General features: G+C 69.7%; 24 protein-coding genes. 22 read left to right on the top strand and 2 right to left on the bottom strand.

The window, feature by feature from the left end; genetic code table 11:
* The coding region (locus ABT367_RS22005; protein WP_352254778.1) for an nSTAND1 domain-containing NTPase at positions 1 to 534 on the bottom strand (534 nt) is incomplete at its 3' end.
* Positions 535 to 707: 173 nt separating this feature from the next.
* Between ABT367_RS22005 and ABT367_RS22010 the strand changes: the two genes are divergently transcribed.
* From ABT367_RS22010 to nusB, 14 genes are all read left to right on the top strand, one after another.
* A complete protein-coding gene (locus tag ABT367_RS22010; protein WP_352254779.1) occupies positions 708 to 1,160 on the top strand; it encodes a DUF948 domain-containing protein in 453 nt (150 codons plus the stop codon).
* Between the two features lie 7 nt (positions 1,161 to 1,167).
* Entirely contained in the window at positions 1,168 to 1,533 is a 366-nt protein-coding gene (locus ABT367_RS22015) for a DUF6167 family protein (RefSeq protein ID WP_352254780.1), read from the top strand.
* Positions 1,533 to 4,202 carry an alanine--tRNA ligase gene (alaS, locus tag ABT367_RS22020; RefSeq protein ID WP_352254781.1) on the top strand — a complete coding sequence of 890 codons (2,670 nt, stop codon included), beginning with the start codon at positions 1,533 to 1,535 and terminating at the stop codon, positions 4,200 to 4,202. The genes ABT367_RS22015 and alaS overlap by 1 nt, the downstream gene beginning before the upstream one ends.
* A complete protein-coding gene (gene ruvX, locus ABT367_RS22025) occupies positions 4,202 to 4,675 on the top strand; it encodes a Holliday junction resolvase RuvX (protein ID WP_352254782.1) in 474 nt (157 codons plus the stop codon). Before alaS ends, ruvX begins: the two co-directional genes overlap by 1 nt.
* Before the next feature lie 122 nt (positions 4,676 to 4,797).
* Positions 4,798 to 6,513, top strand: coding sequence for an endolytic transglycosylase MltG (gene mltG, locus ABT367_RS22030; RefSeq protein ID WP_352254783.1), 1,716 nt, complete (start codon positions 4,798 to 4,800; stop codon positions 6,511 to 6,513).
* A complete protein-coding gene (locus ABT367_RS22035; RefSeq protein WP_352254784.1) occupies positions 6,513 to 7,343 on the top strand; it encodes a shikimate dehydrogenase in 831 nt (276 codons plus the stop codon). The genes mltG and ABT367_RS22035 overlap by 1 nt, the downstream gene beginning before the upstream one ends.
* Before the next feature lie 40 nt (positions 7,344 to 7,383).
* Positions 7,384 to 7,731 (top strand): hypothetical protein, encoded by a 348-nt coding sequence (locus ABT367_RS22040; RefSeq protein ID WP_352254785.1) that lies wholly within the window; start codon positions 7,384 to 7,386, stop codon positions 7,729 to 7,731.
* Between the two features lie 129 nt (positions 7,732 to 7,860).
* Positions 7,861 to 9,045, top strand: a complete 1,185-nt coding sequence (aroC, locus tag ABT367_RS22045) for a chorismate synthase (protein ID WP_352254786.1) — start codon at positions 7,861 to 7,863, stop codon at positions 9,043 to 9,045.
* Complete coding sequence (locus ABT367_RS22050) at positions 9,042 to 9,563, top strand: shikimate kinase (protein WP_352254787.1); 522 nt, start codon at positions 9,042 to 9,044, stop codon at positions 9,561 to 9,563. Before aroC ends, ABT367_RS22050 begins: the two co-directional genes overlap by 4 nt.
* Positions 9,560 to 10,654: a 3-dehydroquinate synthase gene (aroB, locus tag ABT367_RS22055; RefSeq protein WP_352254788.1), complete on the top strand. Its 1,095-nt coding sequence runs from the start codon at positions 9,560 to 9,562 to the stop codon at positions 10,652 to 10,654. Before ABT367_RS22050 ends, aroB begins: the two co-directional genes overlap by 4 nt.
* A gap of 183 nt (positions 10,655 to 10,837) precedes the next feature.
* The gene (locus tag ABT367_RS22060; RefSeq protein ID WP_352254789.1) at positions 10,838 to 11,788 is read left to right on the top strand and encodes a Pro-rich N-terminal domain-containing protein; all 951 of its coding nucleotides are present in this window, start codon (positions 10,838 to 10,840) and stop codon (positions 11,786 to 11,788) included.
* Between the two features lie 81 nt (positions 11,789 to 11,869).
* Positions 11,870 to 12,976 carry an aminopeptidase P family protein gene (locus ABT367_RS22065; RefSeq protein ID WP_352254790.1) on the top strand — a complete coding sequence of 369 codons (1,107 nt, stop codon included), beginning with the start codon at positions 11,870 to 11,872 and terminating at the stop codon, positions 12,974 to 12,976.
* A 49-nt stretch (positions 12,977 to 13,025) separates the two neighbouring features.
* Positions 13,026 to 13,592, top strand: a complete 567-nt coding sequence (efp, locus tag ABT367_RS22070) for an elongation factor P (protein WP_165330561.1) — start codon at positions 13,026 to 13,028, stop codon at positions 13,590 to 13,592.
* A 2-nt stretch (positions 13,593 to 13,594) separates the two neighbouring features.
* Positions 13,595 to 14,029, top strand: coding sequence for a transcription antitermination factor NusB (gene nusB / locus ABT367_RS22075; RefSeq protein ID WP_199549772.1), 435 nt, complete (start codon positions 13,595 to 13,597; stop codon positions 14,027 to 14,029).
* 265 nt (positions 14,030 to 14,294) lie between these two features.
* Here nusB and bldD read toward each other — a convergent pair whose 3' ends face one another.
* Complete coding sequence (gene bldD, locus ABT367_RS22080) at positions 14,295 to 14,795, bottom strand: transcriptional regulator BldD (RefSeq protein WP_093608484.1); 501 nt, start codon at positions 14,793 to 14,795, stop codon at positions 14,295 to 14,297.
* Positions 14,796 to 15,023: 228 nt separating this feature from the next.
* Here bldD and pyrR point away from each other — a divergent pair, with 228 nt between their 5' ends.
* The 8 genes from pyrR to pyrF all read left to right on the top strand — a co-directional run bounded on the left by pyrR (position 15,024) and on the right by pyrF (position 25,014).
* A complete protein-coding gene (gene pyrR, locus ABT367_RS22085) occupies positions 15,024 to 15,602 on the top strand; it encodes a bifunctional pyr operon transcriptional regulator/uracil phosphoribosyltransferase PyrR (protein WP_187816103.1) in 579 nt (192 codons plus the stop codon).
* A gap of 105 nt (positions 15,603 to 15,707) precedes the next feature.
* Complete coding sequence (locus ABT367_RS22090; RefSeq protein WP_352254791.1) at positions 15,708 to 16,694, top strand: aspartate carbamoyltransferase catalytic subunit; 987 nt, start codon at positions 15,708 to 15,710, stop codon at positions 16,692 to 16,694.
* A gap of 2 nt (positions 16,695 to 16,696) precedes the next feature.
* Positions 16,697 to 17,983, top strand: a complete 1,287-nt coding sequence (locus ABT367_RS22095; protein ID WP_352254792.1) for a dihydroorotase — start codon at positions 16,697 to 16,699, stop codon at positions 17,981 to 17,983.
* On the top strand, positions 17,980 to 18,543 hold the full coding sequence (locus tag ABT367_RS22100; protein ID WP_352254793.1) for a hypothetical protein: 564 nt from the start codon (positions 17,980 to 17,982) through the stop codon (positions 18,541 to 18,543). The genes ABT367_RS22095 and ABT367_RS22100 overlap by 4 nt, the downstream gene beginning before the upstream one ends.
* On the top strand, positions 18,540 to 19,688 hold the full coding sequence (gene carA, locus ABT367_RS22105; RefSeq protein ID WP_352254794.1) for a glutamine-hydrolyzing carbamoyl-phosphate synthase small subunit: 1,149 nt from the start codon (positions 18,540 to 18,542) through the stop codon (positions 19,686 to 19,688). Before ABT367_RS22100 ends, carA begins: the two co-directional genes overlap by 4 nt.
* A complete protein-coding gene (carB, locus tag ABT367_RS22110) occupies positions 19,681 to 22,989 on the top strand; it encodes a carbamoyl-phosphate synthase large subunit (RefSeq protein WP_352254795.1) in 3,309 nt (1,102 codons plus the stop codon). The genes carA and carB overlap by 8 nt, the downstream gene beginning before the upstream one ends.
* Before the next feature lie 82 nt (positions 22,990 to 23,071).
* Positions 23,072 to 24,175, top strand: coding sequence for a quinone-dependent dihydroorotate dehydrogenase (locus ABT367_RS22115; protein ID WP_352254796.1), 1,104 nt, complete (start codon positions 23,072 to 23,074; stop codon positions 24,173 to 24,175).
* A complete protein-coding gene (gene pyrF, locus ABT367_RS22120; protein WP_352254797.1) occupies positions 24,172 to 25,014 on the top strand; it encodes an orotidine-5'-phosphate decarboxylase in 843 nt (280 codons plus the stop codon). The genes ABT367_RS22115 and pyrF overlap by 4 nt, the downstream gene beginning before the upstream one ends.
* Positions 25,015 to 25,332 lie beyond the last annotated feature (318 nt).

A 25,332-nucleotide genomic window follows, 5' to 3' on the forward strand; every position in this document is an offset into this window, starting at 1 on the left:
CTGCGCGGGCAGCGGTCCGAGCGCGAGCACGCGCTCGCCCTCGACGTTCAGCGGGCGGCGCCCCGCGGTGAGCACCGTGAGCCCGGGGGAGCGGCGCAGCAGTTCACGCACCAGAGGGCCGCAGGCGTCGGCGAGGTGCTCGAACCCGTCGAGGACGAGCAGCAGTTCACGGTCGGCGAGATGGTCGAGCAGGACGGACCGGGGTGGGCGCCCGGTGTGGTCGGTCAGACCGAACGTCTCGATGAGCGCATGCTCGACCAGATCCGCCTCGCGTACCGACGCCAGCTCCACCAGCCAGGCGCCGTCGGCCTGCCCGGGGCACATCCCCGCCGCCCGCAGCGCGAGACGGGACTTCCCGACACCGCCGGGGCCGACCACCGTGATCAGCCGCGCCGCGCCCATCAGGGCGGCGAGCTCGGTCAGTTCGGTCGTGCGTCCGACGAAGGTGTCGAGTTCCAGAGGGAGATTGCCCGGGGGCGGGCCCGGCAAAGGGCGCTGAGACCGTCGCATGGGGAACGCAGCGTACTCAGCCATGCGCACTCCGTACAATCGGATCCCGCAACTCCCCTCGTGGTGAGCGGGAATCCGGTACGGTCCGCCAAGCGCGGCGCGATAAGGTCTGACGACGACTTATCCAATGGCCGACAAGGCTCGCAAGCCCCCAGGAGCTCAGCGCTCCGGGCCCCGACAGCAGAGAGCGGTGCAGCGTGACCGGTGGAGAGGTGGCCGGGATTCTTGTGGCCGTCTTCTGGGCGATCCTGGTCTCGTTCCTCGCCGTCGCGCTGGCGAGGCTCGCGCAGACGCTCAAGGCGACCACCAAACTCGTGGCGGACGTGACCGAGCAGGCCGTGCCGCTGCTCTCCGACGCCTCGGCGACCGTGCGCTCCGCGCAGACCCAGCTCGACCGGGTCGACGCCATCGCCACGGACGTCCAGGAGGTCACCTCCAACGCCTCCGCCCTGTCCACCACGGTCGCCTCCACCTTCGGCGGCCCCCTCGTGAAGGTCGCGGCCTTCGGCTACGGGGTGCGGCGGGCCGTCGCCGGGCGCAAGGGCGACGCGGACGTGCCGCGCAAGGCACCCAGGCGTAACGTGATCGTGGGCCGGGCGGTCCCTGCCGCCCGCCGGGGCAAGCGGAACGACAGGAACGCGAGGGACTGACGCAGCCATGTTCCGCCGTACGTTCTGGTTCACCGCGGGCGCAGCCGCCGGTGTGTGGGCCACCACCAAGGTCAATCGCAAGCTGAAGCAGCTGACCCCCGAGAGCCTCGCGGCCCAGGCCGCCAACAAGGCGATCGACGCGGGCCACCGCCTCAAGGACTTCGCACTCGACGTCCGTGACGGCATGGCCCAGCGCGAGGCCGAACTCGGCGAGGCGCTCGGCCTCGAACACGACCCGGACGCCGAACTGCCCGCGCAGCGGCGCGTGGTCGCGGTCGAGAACCGCAAACTCCTCGCTGCCAAACGCCAGGACAACCCGAACTCGACGTACGAGAACGGCTCGTACACGTACAACCGGAATGAGGACCACTGATGGAGTCGGCTGAAATCCGCCGCCGCTGGCTGAGCTTCTTCGAGGAGCGTGGGCACAAGGTCGTGCCGTCGGCGTCGCTGATCGCAGACGACCCGACGCTGCTCCTCGTCCCTGCCGGAATGGTGCCGTTCAAGCCCTATTTCCTGGGCGAGACCAAGCCGCCGGCCCCGCGCGTGACCAGCGTGCAGAAGTGCGTGCGCACGCCGGACATCGAAGAGGTCGGCAAGACGACCCGGCACGGCACGTTCTTCCAGATGTGCGGCAACTTCTCCTTCGGCGACTACTTCAAGGAAGGCGCCATCAAGTACGCCTGGGAGCTGCTCACCAGCCCCCAGGACAAGGGTGGTTACGGCCTGGAGCCCGAGAAGCTCTGGATCACCGTCTACCTCGACGACGACGAGGCCGAGCGCATCTGGCACGAGGTCGTCGGTGTGCCGAAGGAGCGCATCCAGCGCCTGGGCAAGAAGGACAACTTCTGGTCCATGGGCGTCCCCGGACCCTGCGGCCCCTGCTCCGAGATCAACTACGACCGCGGCCCCGAGTTCGGCGAAGAGGGCGGCCCGGCGGTCAACGACGAGCGCTACGTGGAGATCTGGAACCTGGTCTTCATGCAGTACGAGCGCGGCCCGGGCACCGGCAAGGACGACTTCGAGATCCTCGGCGACCTGCCCTCGCAGAACATCGACACCGGTCTCGGTCTCGAGCGCCTCGCCATGATCCTGCAGGGCGTGCGGAACATGTACGAGACGGACACCCTCCGTGTCGTCATGGACAAGGCCACCGAGCTGACCGGCGTCCGCTACGGAGCCGAACAGGGCTCGGACGTCTCGCTGCGCGTGGTCGCCGACCACATGCGCACCTCCGCGATGCTCATCGGCGACGGCGTCACCCCCGGCAACGAGGGCCGCGGCTACGTGCTGCGCCGCATCATGCGCCGCGCGATCCGCAACATGCGTCTGATGGGCGCCACCGGACCGGTCGTCAACGACCTCATCGGTGTCGTGATCGACACGATGGGTCTGCAGTACCCGGAGCTCATCACCGACCGCAAGCGCATCGAGACGGTCGCGCTCGCCGAAGAGGCCGCCTTCCTCAAGGCCATCAAGGGCGGCACCAACATCCTCGACACCGCCGTCACCGAGACCAAGGCCGCCGGTGGCACGGTCCTCGCCGGCGACAAGGCGTTCCTGCTCCACGACACCTGGGGCTTCCCGATCGACCTCACCCTCGAGATGGCGGCCGAACAGGGCCTCTCGGTGGACGAGGACGGCTTCCGCCGTCTGATGAAGGAACAGCGCGACCGCGCCAAGGCCGACGCCCAGGCCAAGAAGACCGGTCACGCCGACATGTCCGGCTACCGCGAGATCGCGGACGAGGCCGGTGCCACCGACTTCATCGGCTACACGTCCCTGGAGGGCGAGTCCAAGGTCGTCGGCATCCTCGTCAACGGTGTGCCCTCGCCCGCCGCCGTCGAGGGCGATGAGGTCGAGATCGTGCTCGACCGCACCCCGTTCTACGCCGAGGGCGGCGGCCAGATCGGCGACACCGGAAAGATCCGGCTGCACTCCGGCGCCGTCGTCGAGGTCCGCGACTGCCAGAAGCCCGTGCCCGGTGTCTACGTGCACAAGGGCGTCGTCCAGGTCGGCGAGGTCACCCTCGGCGCCCCGGCCCAGGCCGTCATCGACGTGACCCGCCGCCGCGCCATCGCCCGCGCCCACTCGGCCACGCACCTCACCCACCAGGCGCTGCGCGACGCGCTGGGCCCGCAGGCCGCCCAGGCCGGCTCCGAGAACCAGCCCGGCCGCTTCCGCTTCGACTTCGGCTCCCCGTCCGCCGTACCGACGGCCGTCATGACCGACGTAGAGCAGAAGATCAACGAAGTCCTCTCGCGTGAACTCGACGTGCAGGCCGAGGTCATGAGCATCGACGAGGCGAAGAAGCAGGGCGCCATCGCCGAGTTCGGCGAGAAGTACGGCGAGCGCGTGCGCGTCGTCACCATCGGCGACTTCTCCAAGGAGCTCTGCGGCGGTACGCACGTCCACAACACCGCCCAGCTCGGCCTGGTCAAGCTGCTCGGCGAATCGTCGATCGGCTCCGGTGTGCGCCGTATCGAGGCCCTCGTCGGTGTCGACGCGTACAACTTCCTCGCCCGTGAGCACACGGTCGTCGCCCAGATCCAGGAACTGGTCAAGGGCCGCCCCGAGGAGCTCCCCGAGAAGATCTCCACCATGCTCGGCAAGCTGAAGGACGCCGAGAAGGAGATCGAGAAGTTCCGCGCCGAGAAGGTCCTGCAGGCCGCCGGCGGCCTCGCCCAGGGCGCCCAGGACGTACGCGGCGTCGCGCTGGTCACCGGTCAGGTGCCCGACGGCACCGGCGCCGACGACCTGCGCAAGCTGGTCCTCGACGTGCGCGGCCGCATCCCTGGCGACCGCCCGGCCGTCGTCGCCCTGTTCACCACGGTCAACGGCAAGCCGCTCACCGTCATCGCCACCAACGAGGCCGGCCGCGAGCGCGGCCTCAAGGCCGGCGACCTGGTGCGCACCGCCGCCAAGACCCTCGGCGGCGGCGGTGGCGGCAAGCCGGACGTCGCCCAGGGCGGCGGCCAGAACCCGGCCGCCATCGGCGAGGCCATGGCCGCCGTCGAACGCCTCGTGGCCGAGACCGCCTGATGACGCTGGTGCGACGAGGTCGCCGACTGGCGATCGATGTCGGGGACGCCCGGATCGGGGTCGCCTCGTGCGACCCCGACGGGATCCTCGCCACCCCGGTGGAGACCGTGCCGGGACGCGATGTCCCGGCCGCCCACCGTCGGCTGAAGCAACTCGTCGAGGAATACGAACCCATTGAGGTGGTAGTCGGACTTCCTCGCTCCCTCAACGGGGGCGAGGGGCCGGCCGCGGCCAAGGTGCGGGCCTTCGCCCAGGAGCTCGCGAAGGGGATCGCACCGATTCCCGTACGTCTGGTGGACGAGAGGATGACCACAGTGACGGCCAGTCAGGGACTGCGCGCCTCGGGCGTGAAGTCCAAAAAGGGTCGTTCTGTCATCGACCAGGCTGCCGCTGTGGTGATCCTCCAGAACGCTCTGGAGTCCGAACGGGCGTCAGGTAAAGCCGCGGGCGAGGGCGTCGAAGTGGTCATCTGATCGCGATACGGTAACGTTCCGCGCGATGCGCCGGTGTTCGAACAAGAGGCGTGTGCAGGAGAGGCGGAAACGGATCCGGGCGCACAGCGTCCGGCGGCCGCCTCGCGGCTTGTAGGGGATCGATGACTGAGTATGGCCGGGGCCAAGGTCCCGAACCGTGGCATCCCGAGGACCCGTTGTACGGGGACCAGGGATGGTCTGGACAGCAGGCCGCCGGTGGCCACAGTCCGTACGGCGGCCAGCCGCAGCAGCACTACCCGCAGCAACCGCAGCAGCACCAGCAGTACGACACGGGTCAGCACGGCTACCCGACGTATGACACCGGTCAGCAGTCCGCGTACGGCGGGGGTTCGAACCCGTCGTACGACACGGGGCAGCAGGCCTCTTACGGCGGCGGTGCGCAGGGCGGTTACCCGCAGCACGACTACAACGGCGGCTGGGACACGGGTCAGCAGCCCGCCTACGGCGCGGAGCCCGACCCCTACGGGCAGCCCGCGCAGTACGGCGGCGAGCGCCCCGATCACTACCGCACGCCCGAGGCCTATCCGCCGCCGAAGCCTCCGGGCCGCCGGCGTGCGGTGCCCGAGCAGAAGCCCGACTGGGACCCGGGTCCCGACCAGGGCGAGCACGCGTTCTTCGCCGGCGGCGGGGACGACGACGATGACGACGGCTACGACGACAGCGGTCGCGGCGGCCGTGGTGGCGGCGGCGGTCGTGGCGATCGCAGAGGCCGTGGCGGCAAGGGCGGCAAGAAGCGCCGCAGCGGCTGCGCCTGCCTGGTCGTGGCGGCGGTGTTCGCTGGCGGTATCGGCGGCGTCGGCTACTTCGGCTACCAGTTCTACCAAGACCGTTTCGGGGCGGCCGAGGACTACTCGGGCAGTGGCAACGGCGAGATGGTGTCCGTGACCATTCCCAAGGGCGCGGGCGGCAACCAGATCGGCTCGATCCTCAAGAACGCCGGAGTGGTCGCCAGCGTCGAGGCGTTCGCCACCGCCCAGGCGGACAACCCGAAGGGCCTCGGCATCCAGGAAGGCGCGTACACCCTCCAGAAGGAGATGTCCGCCGAGTCCGCGGTCGCGCTGATGCTCGACCCGAAGAGCCGCAACAACCTGATGGTCATCCCCGGTGACCGTAACTCCAAGATCTACAAAGAGATCGACAAGCGCACCGGGCAGAAGGCGGGCACCACGGCGGCCTACGCCAAGGAGCACTGGAAGGAGCTCGGCCTGCCCAAGTGGGCCGAGACCCCGAACAAGGACGTCAAGGACCCGCTCGAGGGCTACCTGCGCCCGGACACGTACGCGGTGTCCGAGGGCATGAAGTCCGAGGAAGTCCTCAAGAAGATGGTGGCGGGTACGACCTCGCTGCTCGAGGGCTACAACCTCGAGACCAAGTCGAAGGACCTGGGCCTGCGGAACCCGATCGACGTCCTCACTGCGGCGAGCATCGTGCAGAAGGAAGGCCACAAGCAGGACTTCGGCAAGATCGCCCGCGTCATCTACAACCGCATGGACCGTGCCAACCCGGAGACCTACGGACTCCTGGACATGGACTCCACGGTCAACTACGTCAAGGGCGAGTCCAAGCTCGGCACCGGTTCCGTCGACGATCTGCGCCAGATCAAGGACCCGTACAACACGTACTGGGCAGGCGCCAAGGGTCTGCCGCCGGGTCCGATCAGCACCTTCAGCAAGGATGCGCTGGAGGCGGCGGTCAACCCGGTCAAGGGCAAGTGGAACTACTTCGTCTCGATCAATGCGAACGAAACGCTGTTCGCCGTGACGAACGAGGAGCACAACCGCAACCGCGAGAAGTACCTCAAGGGACAGAACGACTGATGGCAGATGTGCGACGGCGGGCCGCGGTACTCGGCTCGCCCATCGCCCACTCGCTCTCGCCGGTGCTGCACCTTGCGGCGTACGAGCGGCTGGGCTTGCGTGACTGGTCGTACGAGCGCTTCGAAGTCGATGAGGCCGGGTTGCCCGGCTTCATCGACGGGCTCGGCGAGGAGTGGGCCGGGCTTTCGTTGACCATGCCGCTCAAGCGGGCCGTGCTGCCGCTGCTCGACGAGGTCAGTGAGACGGCCGCGTCGGTGGAGGCGGTCAACACGGTCGTGTTCACCGAGGACGGCCGGCGCGTCGGTGACAACACGGACATCCCCGGGATCGTCGAGGCGCTGCGTGAACACGGCGTCGAGCAGGTGGAGTCGGCGGCGATCCTCGGCGCCGGAGCCACCGCTTCCTCGGCGCTCGCGGCGCTGTCCCGTGTCTGTACGGGTGAGGTCGTCGCGTACGTACGCAGTGAGGCGCGCGCCCTGGAGATGAAGCAGTGGGGCGAGCGGCTTGATGTCGAGGTGCGTACGGCTTCCTGGAGTGACGCGGCCGAAGCGCTCCAGGCGCCGTTGGTGATCGCCACGACACCCGCCGGGGCGACGGACGAACTGGCGGAGTCCGTGCCCGAGCGGCCGGGCACGCTCTTCGACGTCCTCTACGAGCCCTGGCCCACCGAACTGGCCGCGCGCTGGTCGATGTTCGGCGGTGCGGTGGTCAGCGGTCTCGATCTGCTTGTGCACCAGGCGGTGCTGCAGGTGGAGCAGATGACGGGGCGTTCGCCCGCCCCGCTCGGCGCCATGCGGGCCGCGGGGGAGCGGGCGCTGGCGGAGCGCTAGGATCCCGGGGTTCGCGTTGTGATCCCGTGGGGGGACGTTCATGTATACAGGTGTGTCGCTGGCCTCGATCGGCGGCAGGATTTTCGACGGGTTGCTCGGGTTTCTGCCCGACTGGATCCAGATCACCGTGGTGGCGCTGATCCTGCTCGCCTTCGTCGCGAGCTGGGTCGTGAAGATCAAGCGGAAGATCGACCGTCGTCGTGCGCGGAGGCAGGGACTGCCGGCTCAGACGGTCCCGCAGACCGGGCAGCGGTCCGGAGCCGACTACCTCGGCCCTTATGCACCGGGTGCCCAGCAGAGCGCGCCGCCGCAGCAGAGCCAGGGCAGTGGCGCCGACTTCCTCGGCAGCTACGCCCCGCAGCAGGACTCCGCGCGGCGCGAGGGCTGAGACGGGCGTCCGCCTGCTGGACCGGCGGCCGGTGCAGGGTGCCGGTCGTGGGAGGATCTAGGCAGGCGGGCCAGGGCCGCGCACCCGGTCGCGCCGCCGCTGTACCAGGCGCGAGCATGAGGAGCACCGTTGAGCAGGTTGCGTTGGCTGACCGCGGGCGAGTCCCACGGCCCCGCACTCGTGGCGACCCTTGAGGGGCTGCCCGCGGGCGTCCCGATCACCACCGAGATGGTGGCGGACCACCTGGCGAGGCGGCGGCTCGGCTATGGACGCGGCGCGCGGATGAAGTTCGAGCAGGACGAGATCACGTTCCTCGGCGGCGTGCGCCACGGTCTGTCGATGGGCTCCCCGGTCGCGATCATGGTGGGCAACACCGAGTGGCCCAAGTGGGAGCAGGTCATGTCGGCCGACCCGGTCGACCCCGAGATCCTCGACGGTCTCGCGCGCAACGCCCCGCTGACCCGCCCGCGTCCCGGCCACGCCGACCTCGCGGGCATGCAGAAGTACGGCTTCGACGAGGCCCGTCCGATCCTGGAGCGCGCCTCGGCGCGTGAGACGGCGGCGCGGGTCGCGCTCGGTGCGGTCGCCCGGTCGTACCTCAAGGAGACCGCCGGCATCGAGATCGTCAGCCATGTCGTCGAACTGGCCGCGGCGAAGGCCCCGTACGGCGTCTACCCGACCCCGGCCGATGTCGAGAAGCTCGACGCCGACCCAGTGCGCTGCCTCGACGCCGACGCGTCGAAGGCGATGGTCGCGGAGATCGACCAGGCCCACAAGGACGGCGACACCCTCGGCGGTGTGGTCGAGGTGCTCGCGTACGGCGTGCCCGTCGGGCTCGGCTCGCATGTGCACTGGGACCGGCGGCTCGACGCGCGGCTCGCCGCGGCGCTCATGGGCATCCAGGCCATCAAGGGCGTCGAGGTCGGCGACGGCTTCGACCTCGCTCGCGTGCCCGGCTCCAAGGCGCACGACGAGATCGTGCGGACCGACGACGGTGTGAAGCGTTCCACCGGCCGCTCCGGCGGTACGGAGGGTGGTCTCACCACCGGTGAACTCCTTCGCGTACGGGCCGCGATGAAGCCCATCGCGACCGTGCCCCGCGCGCTCGCCACCATCGACGTCTCCACCGGCGAGGCCGCCAAGGCGCACCACCAGCGCTCCGACGTGTGCGCCGTGCCGGCCGCCGGCATCGTGGCCGAGGCCATGGTCGCGCTGGTGCTCGCGGACGCGGTGGCCGAGAAGTTCGGTGGCGACAGCGTCCCCGAGACGCGGCGCAATGTGCAGTCGTACCTCGACAACCTGCAGATCCGATGAGCCCGACGAGTCCCCGCATCGTCCTCGTCGGCCCCATGGGCGTGGGCAAGACGACCGTGGGTGAACTGCTCTCCGCGCGGCTCGGCTGCACCTTCCGTGACACCGACGCGGACATCGTGGCCGCCGAGGGCCGGGAGATCTCCGACATCTTCCTCGAGGAAGGTGAACCGCACTTCCGCGAGCTGGAGCGTGCGGCGGTACGCGATGCGCTCGCCGGTCACGCCGGGGTGCTCGCCCTGGGCGGCGGCGCCGTGCTCGACGAGGGCACCCGTGCGCTCCTCGGCGAGCACACGGTCGTCTACCTCTCGATGGACGTCGACGAAGCCGTCAAGCGCACCGGTCTGAACGCGGCCCGCCCGCTGCTCATGATCAATCCGCGCAAGCAGTGGCGTGAACTCATGGAAGCGCGCCGCCCCTTGTACCAGGAAGTCGCCCGCGTGGTGGTCGCCACCGACGGCCGGGCCCCCGAAGAGGTCGCCGAAGCAGTCCTCGAAGCACTGGAGTTGAAGCAGGCATGACCGAGCAGCAGGTGACCCGGATCCAGGTCGGCGCGACGGCCGGGAGCGAGGCGTACGAGGTGCTCGTGGGCCGCTCGCTGCTCGGTGAGCTCGGCGGTCTGATCGGCAAGAAGGCGCAGCGGGTCGCGGTCATCCACCCCGAGGCGCTCGCCGAGACCGGTGACGCCCTGCGGGCCGACCTCGCCGAGCAGGGCTACGAGGCCGTGGCCATCCAGGTGCCCAACGCCGAGGAGGCCAAGACCGCCGAGGTCGCCGCGTACTGCTGGAAGGCGCTCGGCCAGACCGGGTTCACGCGCACCGATGTGATCGTGGGCGTCGGCGGCGGCGCGACCACTGACCTCGCCGGGTTCGTGGCCGCCACCTGGCTGCGCGGGGTGCGCTGGATCGCCGTGCCGACGACCGTGCTGGGCATGGTGGACGCGGCGGTCGGCGGCAAGACCGGGATCAACACCGCCGAGGGCAAGAACCTCGTCGGCTCCTTCCACCCGCCGGCCGGGGTGCTCTGCGACCTGGCCGCGCTCGACTCGCTGCCGGTCAACGACTACGTGTCCGGTCTCGCCGAGATCATCAAGGCCGGCTTCATCGCCGACCCCGTGATCCTCGACCTGATCGAGCAGGACCCCGAGGCGGCCCGTACGCCCGCGGGACGGCACACCGCCGAACTGATCGAGCGGTCGATCCGCGTCAAGGCCGAGGTCGTCTCCAGCGACCTCAAGGAATCCGGGCTGCGCGAGATCCTCAACTACGGGCACACGCTGGCCCACGCGATCGAGAAGAACGAGCGCTACAAGTGGCGGCACGGCGCCGCGGTCTCCGTCGGCATGGCCTTCGCCGCCGAACTCGGCCGTCTCGCGGGCCGGTTGGACGACGCGACGGCCGACCGGCACCGCAGCGTCCTGGAGTCCGTCGGGCTGCCGCTGACGTACCGCTACGACCAGTGGCCCAAGCTGCTCGAGACGATGAAGGTGGACAAGAAGTCCCGCGGCAATCTGCTGCGTTTCATCGTTCTCGACGGGCTCGCCAAGCCCTCGGTCCTCGAAGGTCCCGACCCGGCGATTCTGCTCGCCGCGTACGGCGAAGTTTCTTCGTAATCAAGCGATTCGGGCACTTCTGTCCGCCCCCGGACGTTCACACAACGGCGGCCGGGGGCGGTACCGTTCCGTAGACCCAGTCGCCGGAAAAGCGTCCGGCGGCCGCGAGGAGACACCCTGGGACCCGACGCCGAGTTCCGCCCGACCAGCGCCGGTCGCAGTTACGAGACGGAGTGGCACCGGATGCAGCACGCAGTGGGCAACCCGCTGCCGCCGCCCCATCAGCCGGGGCATGGACCGGCCGGACCGCACCAGGTTCCGCCGGGGGCCGGATCGGTGCCCCAGGGTTCCGTGACCCCGCCGGGGCCGCCGCCACCTGGGTCCGTGCCTCCGCCCGGCCCTGTCGGACCGCCGCCGCCCGTGGTGGCTCCGCCTCCGGCCGGCCCGCCCGCGGCGAACTTCCACAACGGTCCCGCGCCGCAGCCCGCCCCGGTTCCGCAGCGCGCTCCCGCCCCGCACCAGCCCCTGCAGCCTGCGCCGCCTTCGCGTGACACGACCGGACATGTGCAGCTGCCGCCCGGCGGTCCCGTCGCCGTACCGAGTCCGCCGCAGGGCCAGGCACCGGTCGACACCGGGGCGACAACGTTGGCCGTGCTCCTGATCGGCCCCGCCGGCGCCGGCAAGACCTCCGTCGCCAAGTACTGGGCCGAACACCGCCGGGTGCCCACGGCGCACATCAGCCTCGACGACGTACGGGAATGGGTGCGCTCGGGGTTCGCCGACCCCCAGACCGGGTGGAACGACCACTCGGAGGCCCAGTACCGCCTCGCCCGCCGCACCTGCGGCTTCGCGGCGCGCAACTTCCTGGCCAACGGGATCTCCTGCATCCTCGACGACGCGGTCTTCCCCGACCGGCCGGTCGTCGGCCTCGGCGGCTGGAAGCGGCACGTGGGGCCCGGGCTGCTGCCCGTCGTCCTGCTGCCCGGCCTGGAGATCGTCCTGGAGCGCAACGCCCAGCGCAGCGGCAACCGGCGGCTCACGGACGAGGAAGTCGCCCGGATCCATGGCCGGATGGCCGGCTGGTACGGATCGGGGCTGCCCATCATCGACAACTCGCACTACGACGTGCCGACGACGGCGCGGGTCCTGGACGAGGTCCTCGCCCGGTCGATAGCGAGCCCGCCGCAGTGGTGAACACCTGAGCCGAGCGGTCCGCGGCGCCCGGTCGGACGCGCTGACCGGGCAGCCGTGCGCCATCGTTCGTACGCTCGGCTCATGTCAGAGGTGTACGCGGCTCGCAGGGAGCGGCTGAGGGAACAGTGCACGGCCGGCGGCAGCGCCGCGGCCGTCGTTTCCCAGCCCGCCAACGTCCGTTATCTCGCGGGCGCTTCGCCCCAGGGAGCCGTGCTGCTGCTCGGCCCCCGCGAGGATCTGCTGCTCTGCAGCAAGGTGCCGACCGGGGAGCCCGTGGAGGGCAGGCCGGACGAGCACCTGAGGCTGCAGGTCCTCGGGGCGCCGGACGGTGACGCGGCCGTCGCCGCCGCCGACCTCGCCGCGGCCGCGGGCGCCGAGTCGCTCGCCGTCGAGGAGCACCATCTGACGGTCGCCCGCCACCGAGCGCTCACCTCCGTCGCGCCCCGGCTGCGCCTGGCCGACCTGGGCTGCGCGGTGGAGCAGCTGCGGCTCGTCAAGGACGACGAGGAGATCTCGTACCTCCGTATCGCCTCGGAGATCACCGACCAGGCGCTCGGCGAACTCCTCGAATCGATCCTCGTCGGGCGCACCGAACGCCATCTCGCCCTCGAACTCGAGCGCCGCCTCGTCGACCACGGCGCCGACGGCCCGGCGTTCGCCACCTCCGTCGGCACCGGGCCGAACTCGGGTCGCGGCGGCCACCGGCCGACCGACCGCAGGGTCGAGGAGGGCGATTTCCTCTCGGTCTGCCTCGGTGCCAACTATCGAGGCTACCGTTGCGAGATCGGCCGCACTTTCGTGATCGGTACGTCTCCGGCCGACTGGCAGATCGAGTTGTACGACCTGGTTTTCGCTGCGCAGAGGGCCGGGCGCGAGGCCCTCGCGCCCGGTGTGGCCTACCGGGATGTGGACCATGCGGCCCGGCAGGTACTGGACTCCGCCGGGTACGCGGAACAGCTCCCCGCGCTCACCGGACACGGTGTCGGGCTCGAAATCGGAGAGGACCCGAAGTTGGCCCCCACGGCCATGGGTAAACTGGACGCTTGCGTGCCGGTCACCGTCGAACCAGGGGTACACCTCCCGGGACGGGGTGGTGTCCGGATCGATGACACGCTCGTCGTACGCCCCGAGGCGGACGGCGGACCCGAGCTACTCACCATCACGACCAAGGAGCTGCTCGCGCTGTAGCGCGGCGTGCCCTCGGTCCCATCCAGTCCAGTCCAGGAGATCCGCAACCGTGGCTTCCACGAACGACCTCAAGAACGGCATGGTGCTCAAGCTCGACGGGGGCCAGCTCTGGTCCGTCGTCGAGTTCCAGCACGTCAAGCCCGGCAAGGGCCCGGCCTTCGTGCGCACCAAGCTCAAGAACGTGATGTCCGGCAAGGTCGTCGACAAGACGTTCAACGCCGGCGTGAAGGTCGAGACGGCCACCATCGACAAGCGCGACATGCAGTTCTCCTACATGGACGGCGAGTACTTCGTCTTCATGGACATGGAGACCTACGACCAGCTGCACGTCGACAAGAAGGCTGTCGGCGACGCCGCCAACTTCCTGATCGAGGGCTTCACCGCCTCCGTCGCGCAGCACGAGGGCTCGGTGCTCTTCGTCGAGCTGCCGGCCGCCGTCGAGCTCGTCATCCAGGAGACCGAGCCGGGCGTCCAGGGCGACCGCTCCACCGGTGGCACCAAGCCGGCGACGCTGGAGACCGGTCACCAGATCCAGGTCCCGCTGTTCATCACCACGGGCGAGAAGATCAAGGTCGACACCCGTGACAGCGGCTACCTCGGCCGGGTGAACAGCTAACCGTGGCTGCCCGCAATACGGCTCGTAAGCGCGCCTTCCAGATCCTCTTCGAGGCCGACCAGCGCGATGCCTCCGTGCCCACGGTCCTCGCGGACTGGATCCGGCTCTCGCGGTCGGACACGCGGCAGCCGCCCGTCAGCGAGTACACGATGGAGCTCGTCGAGGGATACGTGCAGCACGCCGCGCGTATCGACGAGCTGATCGCCCAGTACTCCGTCGGCTGGACGCTCGACCGGATGCCCGCCGTGGACCGCAACATCCTGCGGCTGGGTGCCTATGAGCTGGTCTGGGTCGACGGGACGCCGGACGCCGTCGTGCTCGACGAGGCCGTGCAGCTCGCCAAGGAGTTCTCCACGGACGAGTCACCGTCCTTCATCAACGGCCTCCTGGGCCGCCTGAAGGACCTGAAGCCGTCTCTGCGCCGGGACGAGGCGTAAGTTTTCGTCGCATCGGTCGGCACCGCAATAGCCCGCAACGCGTTGTGCGTTGCGGGCTCTTGTCGTACGAGAGGGGCTCGGCGTATCCGTGGTGCGCCCTGCGTCAGGCAGGTGCTGATGCTCCGAACGCCACCCATAACAGATGCCTTGGCGTACCAAGCTCTGGCCAAGGGGGTGTGGGGGTGCCGGTGAGTTCAGGCCAAAGAAAAGCCGCCTGGGCGGGACCGGTTGGTCCCGCCCAGGCGGTACGTTTCTGCAGAGAGGCTCAGGCCTCTTCGTGGGCCACTGCGCGGCGGGCGTCGGCGTCCAGGACGCCCCAGCTGATGAGCTGCTCGGTGAGGACCGAGGGCGACTGGTCGTAGATCACGGCGAGGGTGCGCAGGTCGTCCTGGCGGATCGAGAGGACCTTGCCGTTGTAGTCGCCGCGCTGCGACTGGATGGTCGCGGCATAGCGCTGCAGCGGTCCGGCCTTCTCCTGCGGGACGTGCGCGAGGCGCTCCAGGTCGAGGACCAGCTTCGGCGGCGGCTCGGCGGCGCCACCGGGGGTCGTGCCCGGAAGGAGCTCCTGGACCGGCACCCCGTAGAAGTCGGCCAGCTCGGCCAGGCGCTGCACCGTCACGGCGCGGTCGCCGCGCTCGTAGGACCCGACCACGACCGCCTTCCAGCGTCCCTGGGACTTCTCTTCCACGCCGTGGAGGGAGAGGCCCTGCTGGGTGCGGATCGCTCGAAGCTTGGCCCCGAGCTGTTTGGCGTATTCGCTGGACATATAGCTCCCGGACACCGATTCGATCTGCGGCCGGTCCAAGCCTGCCGCATGGCTGGTAACTCACTGTGAGGTTACGCAGCGTTACGTCCATGCGTCAAGCCGAAAGGTCCGGACCGCCCCTTCGGAGGGGGTGTGATCTGGGCTGTTGCCAGGTGCTGGTAACGTGGTCGGCGCAATTAAGACGTCCTTTAAGGTCCGTCCCGTGAGGCGGAGAAGGAGGTCCTTTTCATGGACTCAAGCGCGCACTCCGATGCTGCCCGGCCCGTTCTCGAGGGCCCTGACATCGCGCGGGTACTGACCCGCATCGCCCACGAGATCGTCGAACGCGCCAAGGGCGCCGACGACGTGGTGCTTCTCGGCATTCCGACCCGCGGCGTCTTCCTCGCCCGGCGGCTTGCCGCCAAGCTCGAAGAGATCACCGGACGCAAGATCCCGGTCGGCTCCCTCGACATCACCATGTACCGCGACGACCTGCGGATGCACCCGCCGCGGGCCCTCGCGCGCACCGAGATCCCCTCCGACGGCCTCGACGGCCGGCTCGTCGTCCTCGTCGACGACGTGCTCTTCTCCGGCCGCACCATCCGCGCCGCCCTCGACGCCCTGAACGACATCGGCCGGCCGCGCGCCGTGCAGCTCGCCGTTCTGGTCGACCGCGGCCACCGCGAGCTGCCGATCCGCGCCGACTACGTCGGCAAGAACCTCCCGACGTCGCTGCGGGAGACGGTCAAGGTCCAGCTCGACGAGGAGGACGGCCGCGACGCCGTGCTGCTCGGCGAGAAGCAGACCTCCCCGGCAGGCGAGCGCTAGCACCCCGCGGTCCTTTTGCGGACCGATGTGTGCTTCCGCACGCCCGCATGCCCGTGAATCCGGGGAGACCCGGCCACTTCTGAACTGCCTTACGGAGCCTTCCAGATGATGCGTCACCTCATCTCGGCCGCCGATCTCACCCGCGACGAAGCCGTCCTGATCCTCGACACCGCCGAGGAGATGGCCCGCGTCGCGGACCGGCCGATCAAGAAGCTGCCCGCGCTGCGCGGACGGACGATCTGCAACCTGTTCTTCGAGGACTCGACCCGTACGCGGATCTCCTTCGAGGCCGCCGAGAAGCGCCTGTCCGCGGATGTCATCAACTTCGCGGCCAAGGGTTCGTCCGTGTCCAAGGGCGAGTCCCTCAAGGACACCGCCCAGACCCTCGAGGCGATGGGCGTGGACGCCGTCGTCATCCGGCACGGTGCCTCCGGTGCCCCGTACCGCCTGGCGAACTCCGGCTGGATCGACGCCCCCGTCATCAACGCCGGCGACGGCACTCACCAGCACCCCACCCAGGCGCTGCTCGACGCCTTCACCATGCGGCGCCGGCTGCTCGGCCCCGACGCGGGCATCGGCCAGGACCTGTCCGGCAAGCGGATCACGGTCGTCGGCGACATCCTGCACAGCCGTGTGGCCCGCTCCAACGTGGATCTGCTGCACACCCTGGGCGCCCACGTCACGCTGGTCGCGCCGCCCACGCTGCTGCCGGTCGGCATGGACTCCTGGCCCTGCGACGTCTCGTACGACCTGGACAGCACGCTGCCGAAGAGCGACGCCGTGATGATGCTGCGCGTGCAGCGCGAGCGGATGAACGCCGCCTTCTTCCCGACCGAGCGCGAGTACAGCCGCCGCTACGGCCTGGACGGCGACCGCATGGCGAAGATGCCGGAGCACGCGATCGTGATGCACCCCGGCCCGATGGTCCGCGGCATGGAGATCACCGCCGAGGTCGCGGACTCCCCGCGCTGCACCGTCATCGAACAGGTCGCCAACGGCGTGCACACGCGCATGGCGGTCCTCTATCTGCTTCTGGGCGGCAATGAGCCCGCCGTCTCACACGCCCGGCCCGTCGAATCGGAGAGCAAGTAACCATGAGCAAGATCCTTATCCGTGGCGCGAAGGTCCTGGGTGGCGAAGCGCAGGACGTCCTGATCGACGGCGAGACGATCGAGGCGGTCGGCACCGGCCTGAGCGCCGAGGGTGCGACCGTGATCGAGGCCGACGGCAAGGTGCTCCTGCCGGGTCTCGTCGACCTGCACACCCACCTGCGCGAGCCCGGCCGTGAGGACTCCGAGACGGTCCTGACCGGCACCAAGGCAGCCGCGCGCGGCGGCTGGACCGCCGTGCACGCGATGGCCAACACCTTCCCCGTCGCCGACACGGCCGGCGTCGTCGAGCAGGTCTGGCGGCTCGGCCGCGAGTCCGGCTACTGCGATGTGCAGCCGGTCGGCGCCGTCACCGTGGGCCTGGAGGGCAAGCAGCTCGCCGAGCTCGGCGCCATGCACGAGTCCGCAGCCGGTGTCGTGGTCTTCTCGGACGACGGCAAGTGCGTGGACGACGCCGTGATCATGCGGCGCGCCCTGGAGTACGTGAAGGCCTTCGACGGTGTCGTCGCGCAGCACGCCCAGGAGCCCCGCCTGACCGAGGGCGCCCAGATGAACGAGGGCGTCGTCTCCGCCGAGCTCGGTCTGGGCGGCTGGCCGGCCGTCGCGGAGGAGTCGATCATCGCCCGCGATGTGCTGCTCGCCGAGCACGTCGGCTCCCGCGTGCACATCTGCCACCTGTCGACCGCCGGGTCCGTCGAGATCGTCCGCTGGGCCAAGTCCCGCGGCATCGACGTCACCGCCGAGGTCACCCCGCACCACCTGCTCCTCACGGACGAGATGGTGCGTACGTACAACCCGGTCTACAAGGTCAACCCGCCGCTGCGCACCGAGAACGACGTGATGGCGCTGCGCGAGGCCCTGGCCGACGGCACGATCGACATCGTCGCCACCGACCACGCCCCGCACCCGCACGAGGACAAGGACTGCGAGTGGGCCGCGGCCGCCATGGGCATGGTGGGCCTGGAGACCGCGCTCTCCGTCATCCAGCACACGATGGTCGACACCGGTCTGCTCGACTGGGCGGGCGTCGCCCAGCGCATGTCCGTGAACCCGGCGAAGATCGGCCGCCTGGCCGGCCATGGACGTCCCGTCTCGGCAGGTGAGCCGGCCAACCTCACGCTGGTCGACCCGGCATACCGTGGTCCGGTGGACTCCGCGGAATTCGCCTCCCGCAGCCGCAACACCCCGTACGAGGGTCTCGAGCTGCCCGGGCGCGTCACCCACACCTTCCTGCGGGGCCGCGCGACGGTCATCGACGGGAAATTGGCGTGAGCACACTGATCACTTTTGCCGCTGAGCAGAAATCGGCCGAGGTCACGGACTGGGCGGCGCGGATCGGCTGGGTCGTAGGACTCCTCCTTTTCGTGGCCCTCGTCTACTGGCTGATGCGCCAGGGCTGGAAGTGGCGAGGCACGCTGCAGAGCGATCTGCCGCAGCTGCCCACCGCGCCCGAAACCGCGGGTCCGGCGAAACTTGAGCTGAGCGGCCGGTACCACGGGTCCACCACGGCCGGGCAGTGGCTCGACCGGATCGTGGCCCACGGTCTGGGCACGCGCAGCCGCGTCGAGCTCACGCTCACGGACGCCGGTCTGGATGTCGTACGCCCTGGGGCACAGGACTTCTTCATCCCGGCCGCGTCCCTGCGCGAGGCCCGGCTCGACAAGGGAATCGCGGGCAAGGTGCTCGCCGAGGGCGGCCTCCTGGTCGTCACCTGGGCGCACGGCGACAAGCTCCTCGACTCGGGCTTCCGCTCCGACCACGCCGCCGAGCACGCGGCCTGGGTCGAAGCCATCAACTCCATGACCACCACCAGCACGGAAGGCGCACGATGACGACCTCCACCAGGGGAGCCCGCACGCAGGCCGCTCCCGCCGTACTCGTCCTGGAGGACGGCCGGATCTTCCGCGGCCGTTCCTACGGGGCCGTGGGGGAGACCTTCGGCGAAGCCGTGTTCTCCACCGGCATGACCGGCTACCAGGAGACGCTGACCGACCCCTCGTACCACAAGCAGGTCGTCGTCATGACGGCCCCGCACGTCGGTAATACGGGTGTGAACGACGAAGACCCCGAGTCGGGCCAGATCTGGGTCGCCGGCTATGTCGTACGCGACCCCGCCCGCGTCCCGTCGAACTGGCGGGCCAAGCGCACGCTGGACGAGGAGCTGGCGAACCAGGGTGTTGTCGGGATCTCCGGCGTGGACACCCGGGCCCTGACCCGCCACCTGCGCGAGCGCGGCGCCATGCGCGTCGGCATCTTCTCCGGCGAGAAGGTCGCGGACGACGCGGCGCTGCTCGCCCGCGTCAAGGAAGCGCCGCAGATGAAGGGCGCCAACCTGTCCGCGGAGGTCGCCACCAAGGAGACGTACGTCGTCCCCGCGATCGGCACCAAGAAGTTCACGGTCGCCGCCGTGGACCTGGGCATCAAGGGCATGACGCCGCAGCGGATGGCCGAGCGCGGCATCGAGGTGCATGTGCTGCCCGCGACCGCCACGGTCGAAGACGTCTACGCGGTGAACCCCGACGGGGTGTTCTTCTCCAACGGCCCCGGTGACCCGGCCACGGCCGACGGTCCCGTCGCCGTGATGCAGGCCGTCCTCGAGCGCAAGACGCCGCTGTTCGGCATCTGCTTCGGGAATCAGATCCTGGGCCGCGCGCTCGGGTTCGGCACGTACAAGCTGAAGTACGGCCACCGCGGCATCAACCAGCCGGTGCAGGACCGTACGACCGGGAAGGTCGAGGTCACCGCGCACAACCACGGGTTCGCCGTGGACGCGCCGCTCGACAAGGTGAGCGACACCCCCTACGGCCGCGCCGAGGTCTCCCACGTCTGCCTGAACGACCAGGTCGTCGAAGGCCTGCAGCTGCTCGACCAGCCGGCGTTCTCCGTCCAGTACCACCCCGAGGCGGCGGCCGGTCCGCACGACGCCGCCTACCTGTTCGACCGTTTCGTATCGCTGATGGAGGCCGAGCGTGCCTAAGCGCACCGATATCCAGTCCGTCCTGGTCATCGGCTCCGGCCCGATCGTCATCGGCCAGGCCGCCGAGTTCGACTACTCCGGGACCCAGGCCTGCCGGGTCCTGAAGGCCGAAGGCCTGCGCGTCATCCTGGTCAACTCCAACCCGGCCACGATCATGACCGACCCGGAGATCGCCGACGCCACGTATGTCGAGCCGATCACCCCGGAGTTCGTCGAGAAGATCATCGCCAAGGAGCGGCCCGACGCGCTGCTGCCCACCCTCGGTGGCCAGACCGCGCTGAACACCGCGATCTCCATGCACGAGCAGGGCGTCCTCGAGAAGTACGGCGTCGAGCTCATCGGCGCCAACGTCGAGGCGATCAACAAGGGCGAGGACCGCGACCTGTTCAAGGAGGTCGTGGAGGAGGTCCGCAAGAAGATCGGGCACGGTGAGTCCGCCCGGTCCGTGATCTGCCACTCGATGGACGACGTCCTCAAGGGCGTTGAGGAGCTGGGCGGTTACCCGGTCGTCGTGCGCCCGTCCTTCACCATGGGCGGCGCCGGTTCCGGTTTCGCGCACGACGAGGAGGAGCTGCGCCGGATCGCCGGCCAGGGCCTCACGCTCTCGCCGACCACCGAGGTGCTCCTCGAGGAGTCGATCCTCGGATGGAAGGAGTACGAACTGGAGCTGATGCGCGACAAGAACGACAACGTCGTGGTTGTCTGCTCCATCGAGAACTTCGACCCGATGGGCGTGCACACCGGCGACTCCATCACCGTCGCGCCGGCGATGACGCTCACCGACCGTGAGTACCAGCGGCTGCGTGACGTCGGTATCGCGATCATCCGTGAGGTCGGTGTCGACACCGGCGGCTGCAACATCCAGTTCGCGATCGACCCGGTCGACGGCCGCGTCATCGTGATCGAGATGAACCCGCGTGTCTCCAGGTCCTCCGCGCTGGCGTCGAAGGCCACCGGCTTCCCGATCGCGAAGATCGCCGCGAAGCTGGCCGTCGGGTACACGCTGGACGAGATCCCGAACGACATCACGGAGAAGACCCCGGCCTCCTTCGAGCCGACGCTCGACTACGTGGTCGTGAAGGCTCCGCGGTTCGCGTTCGAGAAGTTCCCGTCCGCCGACTCCACGCTGACCACGACCATGAAGTCGGTCGGCGAGGCGATGGCCATCGGCCGTAACTTCACCGAAGCGCTGCAGAAGGCCCTGCGCTCCCTGGAGAAGAAGGGCTCGCAGTTCGCCTTCACGAGCCCGGCCGGTGACAAGGCCGCCCTCCTGGAGGAGGCTGTCCGTCCCACGGACGGTCGGATCAACACCGTCATGCAGGCGATTCGTGCCGGTGCCACCCAGGAGGAGGTCTTCGAGTCCACGAAGATCGACCCCTGGTTCGTGGACCAGCTCTTCCTCATCAAGGAGATCGCCGACGAGCTGGCCGAGGCCGAGCGTCTCGACGCCGATCTGCTCGCCCACGCCAAGCGCCACGGCTTCTCCGACGCGCAGATCGCCGAGATCCGCGGCCTGCGCGAGGACGTCGTCCGCGAGGTCCGGCACGCCCTGGGCGTCCGTCCGGTCTACAAGACGGTGGACACCTGCGCGGCCGAGTTCGCGGCCAAGACCCCGTACTTCTACTCCTCGTACGACGAGGAGACAGAGGTCGCCCAGCGCACCAAGCCCGCCGTGATCATCCTCGGCTCCGGTCCGAACCGCATCGGCCAGGGCATCGAGTTCGACTACTCCTGTGTCCACGCCTCCTTCGCGCTCAGCGACGCGGGCTACGAGACGGTGATGGTCAACTGCAACCCCGAGACCGTCTCCACGGACTACGACACCTCGGACCGTCTCTACTTCGAGCCGCTGACGCTCGAGGACGTCCTCGAGATCGTGCACGCCGAGCAGCAGGCCGGCCCGCTGGCCGGTGTCATCGTGCAGCTCGGCGGCCAGACGCCGCTGGGTCTGTCGCAGGCGCTCAAGGACAACGGCGTGCCGGTCGTGGGCACTTCGCCCGAGGCCATCCACGCAGCGGAGGACCGTGGCGCGTTCGGCCGCGTGCTCGCCGAGGCCGGTCTGCCCGCGCCGAAGCACGGCACGGCCACCACGTTCGCCGAGGCGAAGACGATCGCCGACGAGATCGGCTACCCGGTCCTCGTCCGCCCGTCCTACGTGCTCGGCGGGCGCGGCATGGAGATCGTGTACGACGAGGCCCGGCTCTCCTCGTACATCGAGGAGTCCACCGAGATCAGCCCGACCCGTCCCGTCCTGGTGGACCGCTTCCTCGACGACGCGATCGAGATCGACGTCGACGCGCTGTACGACGGCACCGAGCTCTACCTCGGCGGCGTCATGGAGCACATCGAGGAAGCCGGCATCCACTCCGGCGACTCCGCGTGCGCCCTGCCCCCGATCACGCTCGGCGGCTTCGACATCAAGCGGCTGAGGGCCTCGACCGAGGGCATCGCCAAGGGTGTCGGGGTCCGCGGACTGATCAACATCCAGTTCGCGATGGCCGGGGACATCCTCTACGTCCTCGAGGCCAACCCGCGTGCCTCGCGCACCGTCCCGTTCACGTCGAAGGCGACGGCGGTCCCGCTGGCGAAGGCCGCGGCCCGTATCTCGCTGGGCGCGACCATCGCCGAACTCCGCGCCGAGGGCCTGCTCCCGGCGACCGGCGACGGCGGCACGCTGCCGATGGACGCGCCGATCTCCGTCAAGGAGGCCGTGATGCCGTGGTCGCGCTTCCGCGACATCCACGGCCGCGGCGTGGACACCGTCCTCGGCCCGGAGATGCGCTCCACCGGCGAGGTCATGGGCATCGACTCGGTCTTCGGCACCGCGTACGCGAAGTCGCAGGCGGGTGCGTACGGTCCGCTGCCGACGAAGGGACGCGCGTTCATCTCGGTCGCCAACCGCGACAAGCGCTCCATGATCTTCCCGGCGCGTGAACTCGTCTCGCACGGCTTCGAGTTGATGGCCACCTCCGGTACGGCCGAGGTCCTGCGCCGTAACGGCATCAATGCCACGGTGGTGCGCAAGCTCAGCGAGGGCGAGGGCCCCAACGGTGAGAAGACGATCGTGCAGCTGATCCACGACGGTGAGGTCGATCTGATCGTCAACACCCCGTTCGGCACCGGCGGCCGCCTCGACGGCTACGAGATCCGTACCGCCGCCGTCGCGCGCAGCGTCCCCTGCCTGACCACGGTCCAGGCGCTCGCCGCCGCCGTCCAGGGCATCGACGCACTCAACCACGGTGATGTGGGCGTGCGTTCACTGCAGGAACACGCCGAGCATCTGACCGCGGCTCGCGACTAGCGGCCCAGGAGGGGGACACCGGAAACGGTGTCCCCCTCTTCATGCGGCCCCCATGCTTGCGACCAGACCTAGGACTTGCGACATGTACAAACTCTTCTTCGACCTCGTCTTCAAGCGGATGGACCCGGAGCAGGCCCACCACATGGCCTTCCGCTGGATCCGGCTCGCCGCCCGCATCCCCGTCCTGCGGACGTTCGTCGCGGCCGTGCTCGCCCCGCGCTTTCGCGAACTGCGCACCGAGGCGCTGGGCCTGCGGATGCACGGCCCCTTCGGGCTCGCGGCCGGCTTCGACAAGAACGCCGTCGCGATCGACGGCATGACCATGCTCGGCTTCGACCACATCGAGATCGGCACGGTCACCGGCGAAGCACAGCCCGGCAACCCCAAGAAGCGGCTGTTCCGGCTCATCCCCGACCGTGCGCTGATCAACCGGATGGGCTTCAACAACGAGGGCTCGGCGGCGGTCGCGGAGCGTCTCGGGGCCCGTAAGGCGGCCTTCAAGACCGTCGTCGGCGTCAACATCGGCAAGACCAAGGTCGTGCCGGAGGCCGAGGCCGTCGGCGACTACGTGAAGTCCACCGAGCGGCTCGCCGCCCACGCCGACTACCTCGTCGTGAACGTCTCGTCCCCCAACACCCCTGGACTGCGCAACCTCCAGGCCGTCGACCACCTCCGCCCGCTGCTCTCGGCGGTACGCGAGGCCGCGGACGCGGCGGTACGCGACCGTCGTGTCCCGCTCCTGGTGAAGATCGCCCCCGATCTCGCCGACGAGGACATCGACGCCGTGGCCGACCTGGCCGTGGAGCTCGGCCTCGACGGCATCATCGCCACGAACACCACGATCGGCCGCGAGGGTCTGCTCTCCGACCCCGCGCTGGCCAAGGAGACCGGTGGACTGTCCGGGGCGCCCCTCAAGGAGCGTTCCCTGGAGGTCCTGCGCCGTCTGTACGCCCGCGTGGGCGACCGGATCACGCTGATCGGCGTCGGCGGCATCGAGAACGCCGAGGACGCCTGGCAGCGCATCCTCGCCGGCGCGACGCTGGTGCAGGGCTACAGCGCCTTCATCTACGAGGGCCCGTTCTGGATGCGCGCCATGCACAAGGGACTTGCCGCCCGCCTGAACACCTCCCCGTACGCCACGCTCGCCGAAGCCGTCGGCGCCGACACGCGAAAGGTCTCCGCATGAGCATCGAATCGTTTGGCAGCCGCCTTCGGCGCGCGATGGACTCGCGCGGCCCGCTGTGCGTAGGCATCGACCCGCACGCCTCGCTGCTCGACTCGTGGGGCCTGCCCGACACGGTCGACGGCCTGGAGCGGTTCTCGCGCACGGTGGTCGAGGCGCTCGGTGAGACGGTCGCGGTGTTCAAGCCGCAGGCGGCGTTCTTCGAGCGGTTCGGGTCGAAGGGTGTGGCGGTGCTCGAGACCACCGTCGCCGAGGCGCGGGCCGCGGGGGCGCTGGTCTGCATGGACGCCAAGCGCGGGGACATCGGGTCCACGATGGCCGCATACGCGGAGGCCTTCCTGCGCAAGGATTCGCCGCTGTTCTCGGATGCGCTGACGGTGTCGCCGTATCTCGGGTACGGGTCGTTGAAGCCCGCCGTCGACCTCGCGCGCGAGAACGGTGCCGGTCTGTTCGTCCTGGCGCTCACCTCCAACCCCGAGGGCAGTGAGGTCCAGCACGCGGTGCGTGCGGACGGGCGCAACGTCGGGGCGACGATGCTCGGGCACCTGGCCGAGGAGAACGCCGGGGAGACGCCGCTCGGGTCGTTCGGGGCGGTGGTCGGGGCGACGCTCGGGGATCTGTCCTCGTACGAGCTGGACATCAACGGGCCGTTGCTGGCGCCGGGGATCGGGGCGCAAGGGGCCACGCCTGCGGATCTGCCCTCGGTGTTCGGCTCTGCTGTGCGGAACGTTGTGCCGAATGTCAGTCGGGGTGTGCTTCGGCATGGGCCGTCTGTTCAGGCGCTGCGTGCTTCGGCTTCTGAGTTCGCGGAGCAGGTTCGGGCCGCTGTGGCCGGGGCCTGATTTTTCTTCACCCCACCCCGCCCCTTCCCGAAACCGGGGCTCCGCCCCGGACCCGGGCATCCGAACTTCGTTCGGATCGCCTCAAGCGCCGGCGGGGCTGAAGTCGCCTCAAGCGCCGGCGGGGCTGAAGTCCGCCCCTGAGGCTGAGGGGAGGGGCCGGGTGGGGGAGGCGTTCGTCGTGGGTAGCGCGAGCTGTCCACAGGGGCGGGTCGCGCGGGGACCTTTGCCGGGCCGGCGAGGGACGTTGCCCGCACCGCGGGCGCGTCGGTGCGGGCGATCGTGGACATGGAGATTCAGCGACATGTCCAGGGCATGGCC

The organism is Streptomyces mesophilus, assembly GCF_040300965.1.
Lineage (GTDB): Bacteria > Actinomycetota > Actinomycetes > Streptomycetales > Streptomycetaceae > Streptomyces > Streptomyces mesophilus_A.

Excerpts from the sequence above, each read along its gene's own strand:
- ABT367_RS22095 (WP_352254792.1), top strand. The coding sequence starts at position 16,697 with ATGAGCAAGATCCTTATCCGTGGCGCGAAGGTCCTGGGTGGCGAAGCG.
- ABT367_RS22050 (WP_352254787.1), top strand. The coding sequence starts at position 9,042 with ATGAGCCCGACGAGTCCCCGCATCGTCCTCGTCGGCCCCATGGGCGTG.
- pyrR (WP_187816103.1), top strand. The coding sequence starts at position 15,024 with ATGGACTCAAGCGCGCACTCCGATGCTGCCCGGCCCGTTCTCGAGGGC.
- ruvX (WP_352254782.1), top strand. The coding sequence starts at position 4,202 with ATGACGCTGGTGCGACGAGGTCGCCGACTGGCGATCGATGTCGGGGAC.
- ABT367_RS22065 (WP_352254790.1), top strand. The coding sequence starts at position 11,870 with ATGTCAGAGGTGTACGCGGCTCGCAGGGAGCGGCTGAGGGAACAGTGC.
- ABT367_RS22015 (WP_352254780.1), top strand. The coding sequence starts at position 1,168 with ATGTTCCGCCGTACGTTCTGGTTCACCGCGGGCGCAGCCGCCGGTGTG.
- alaS (WP_352254781.1), top strand. The coding sequence starts at position 1,533 with ATGGAGTCGGCTGAAATCCGCCGCCGCTGGCTGAGCTTCTTCGAGGAG.
- bldD (WP_093608484.1), bottom strand. The coding sequence starts at position 14,795 with ATGTCCAGCGAATACGCCAAACAGCTCGGGGCCAAGCTTCGAGCGATC.
- ABT367_RS22090 (WP_352254791.1), top strand. The coding sequence starts at position 15,708 with ATGATGCGTCACCTCATCTCGGCCGCCGATCTCACCCGCGACGAAGCC.
- ABT367_RS22035 (WP_352254784.1), top strand. The coding sequence starts at position 6,513 with ATGGCAGATGTGCGACGGCGGGCCGCGGTACTCGGCTCGCCCATCGCC.
- aroB (WP_352254788.1), top strand. The coding sequence starts at position 9,560 with ATGACCGAGCAGCAGGTGACCCGGATCCAGGTCGGCGCGACGGCCGGG.
- mltG (WP_352254783.1), top strand. The coding sequence starts at position 4,798 with ATGACTGAGTATGGCCGGGGCCAAGGTCCCGAACCGTGGCATCCCGAG.
- ABT367_RS22040 (WP_352254785.1), top strand. The coding sequence starts at position 7,384 with ATGTATACAGGTGTGTCGCTGGCCTCGATCGGCGGCAGGATTTTCGAC.
- ABT367_RS22060 (WP_352254789.1), top strand. The coding sequence starts at position 10,838 with ATGCAGCACGCAGTGGGCAACCCGCTGCCGCCGCCCCATCAGCCGGGG.
- ABT367_RS22115 (WP_352254796.1), top strand. The coding sequence starts at position 23,072 with ATGTACAAACTCTTCTTCGACCTCGTCTTCAAGCGGATGGACCCGGAG.
- carA (WP_352254794.1), top strand. The coding sequence starts at position 18,540 with ATGACGACCTCCACCAGGGGAGCCCGCACGCAGGCCGCTCCCGCCGTA.
- pyrF (WP_352254797.1), top strand. The coding sequence starts at position 24,172 with ATGAGCATCGAATCGTTTGGCAGCCGCCTTCGGCGCGCGATGGACTCG.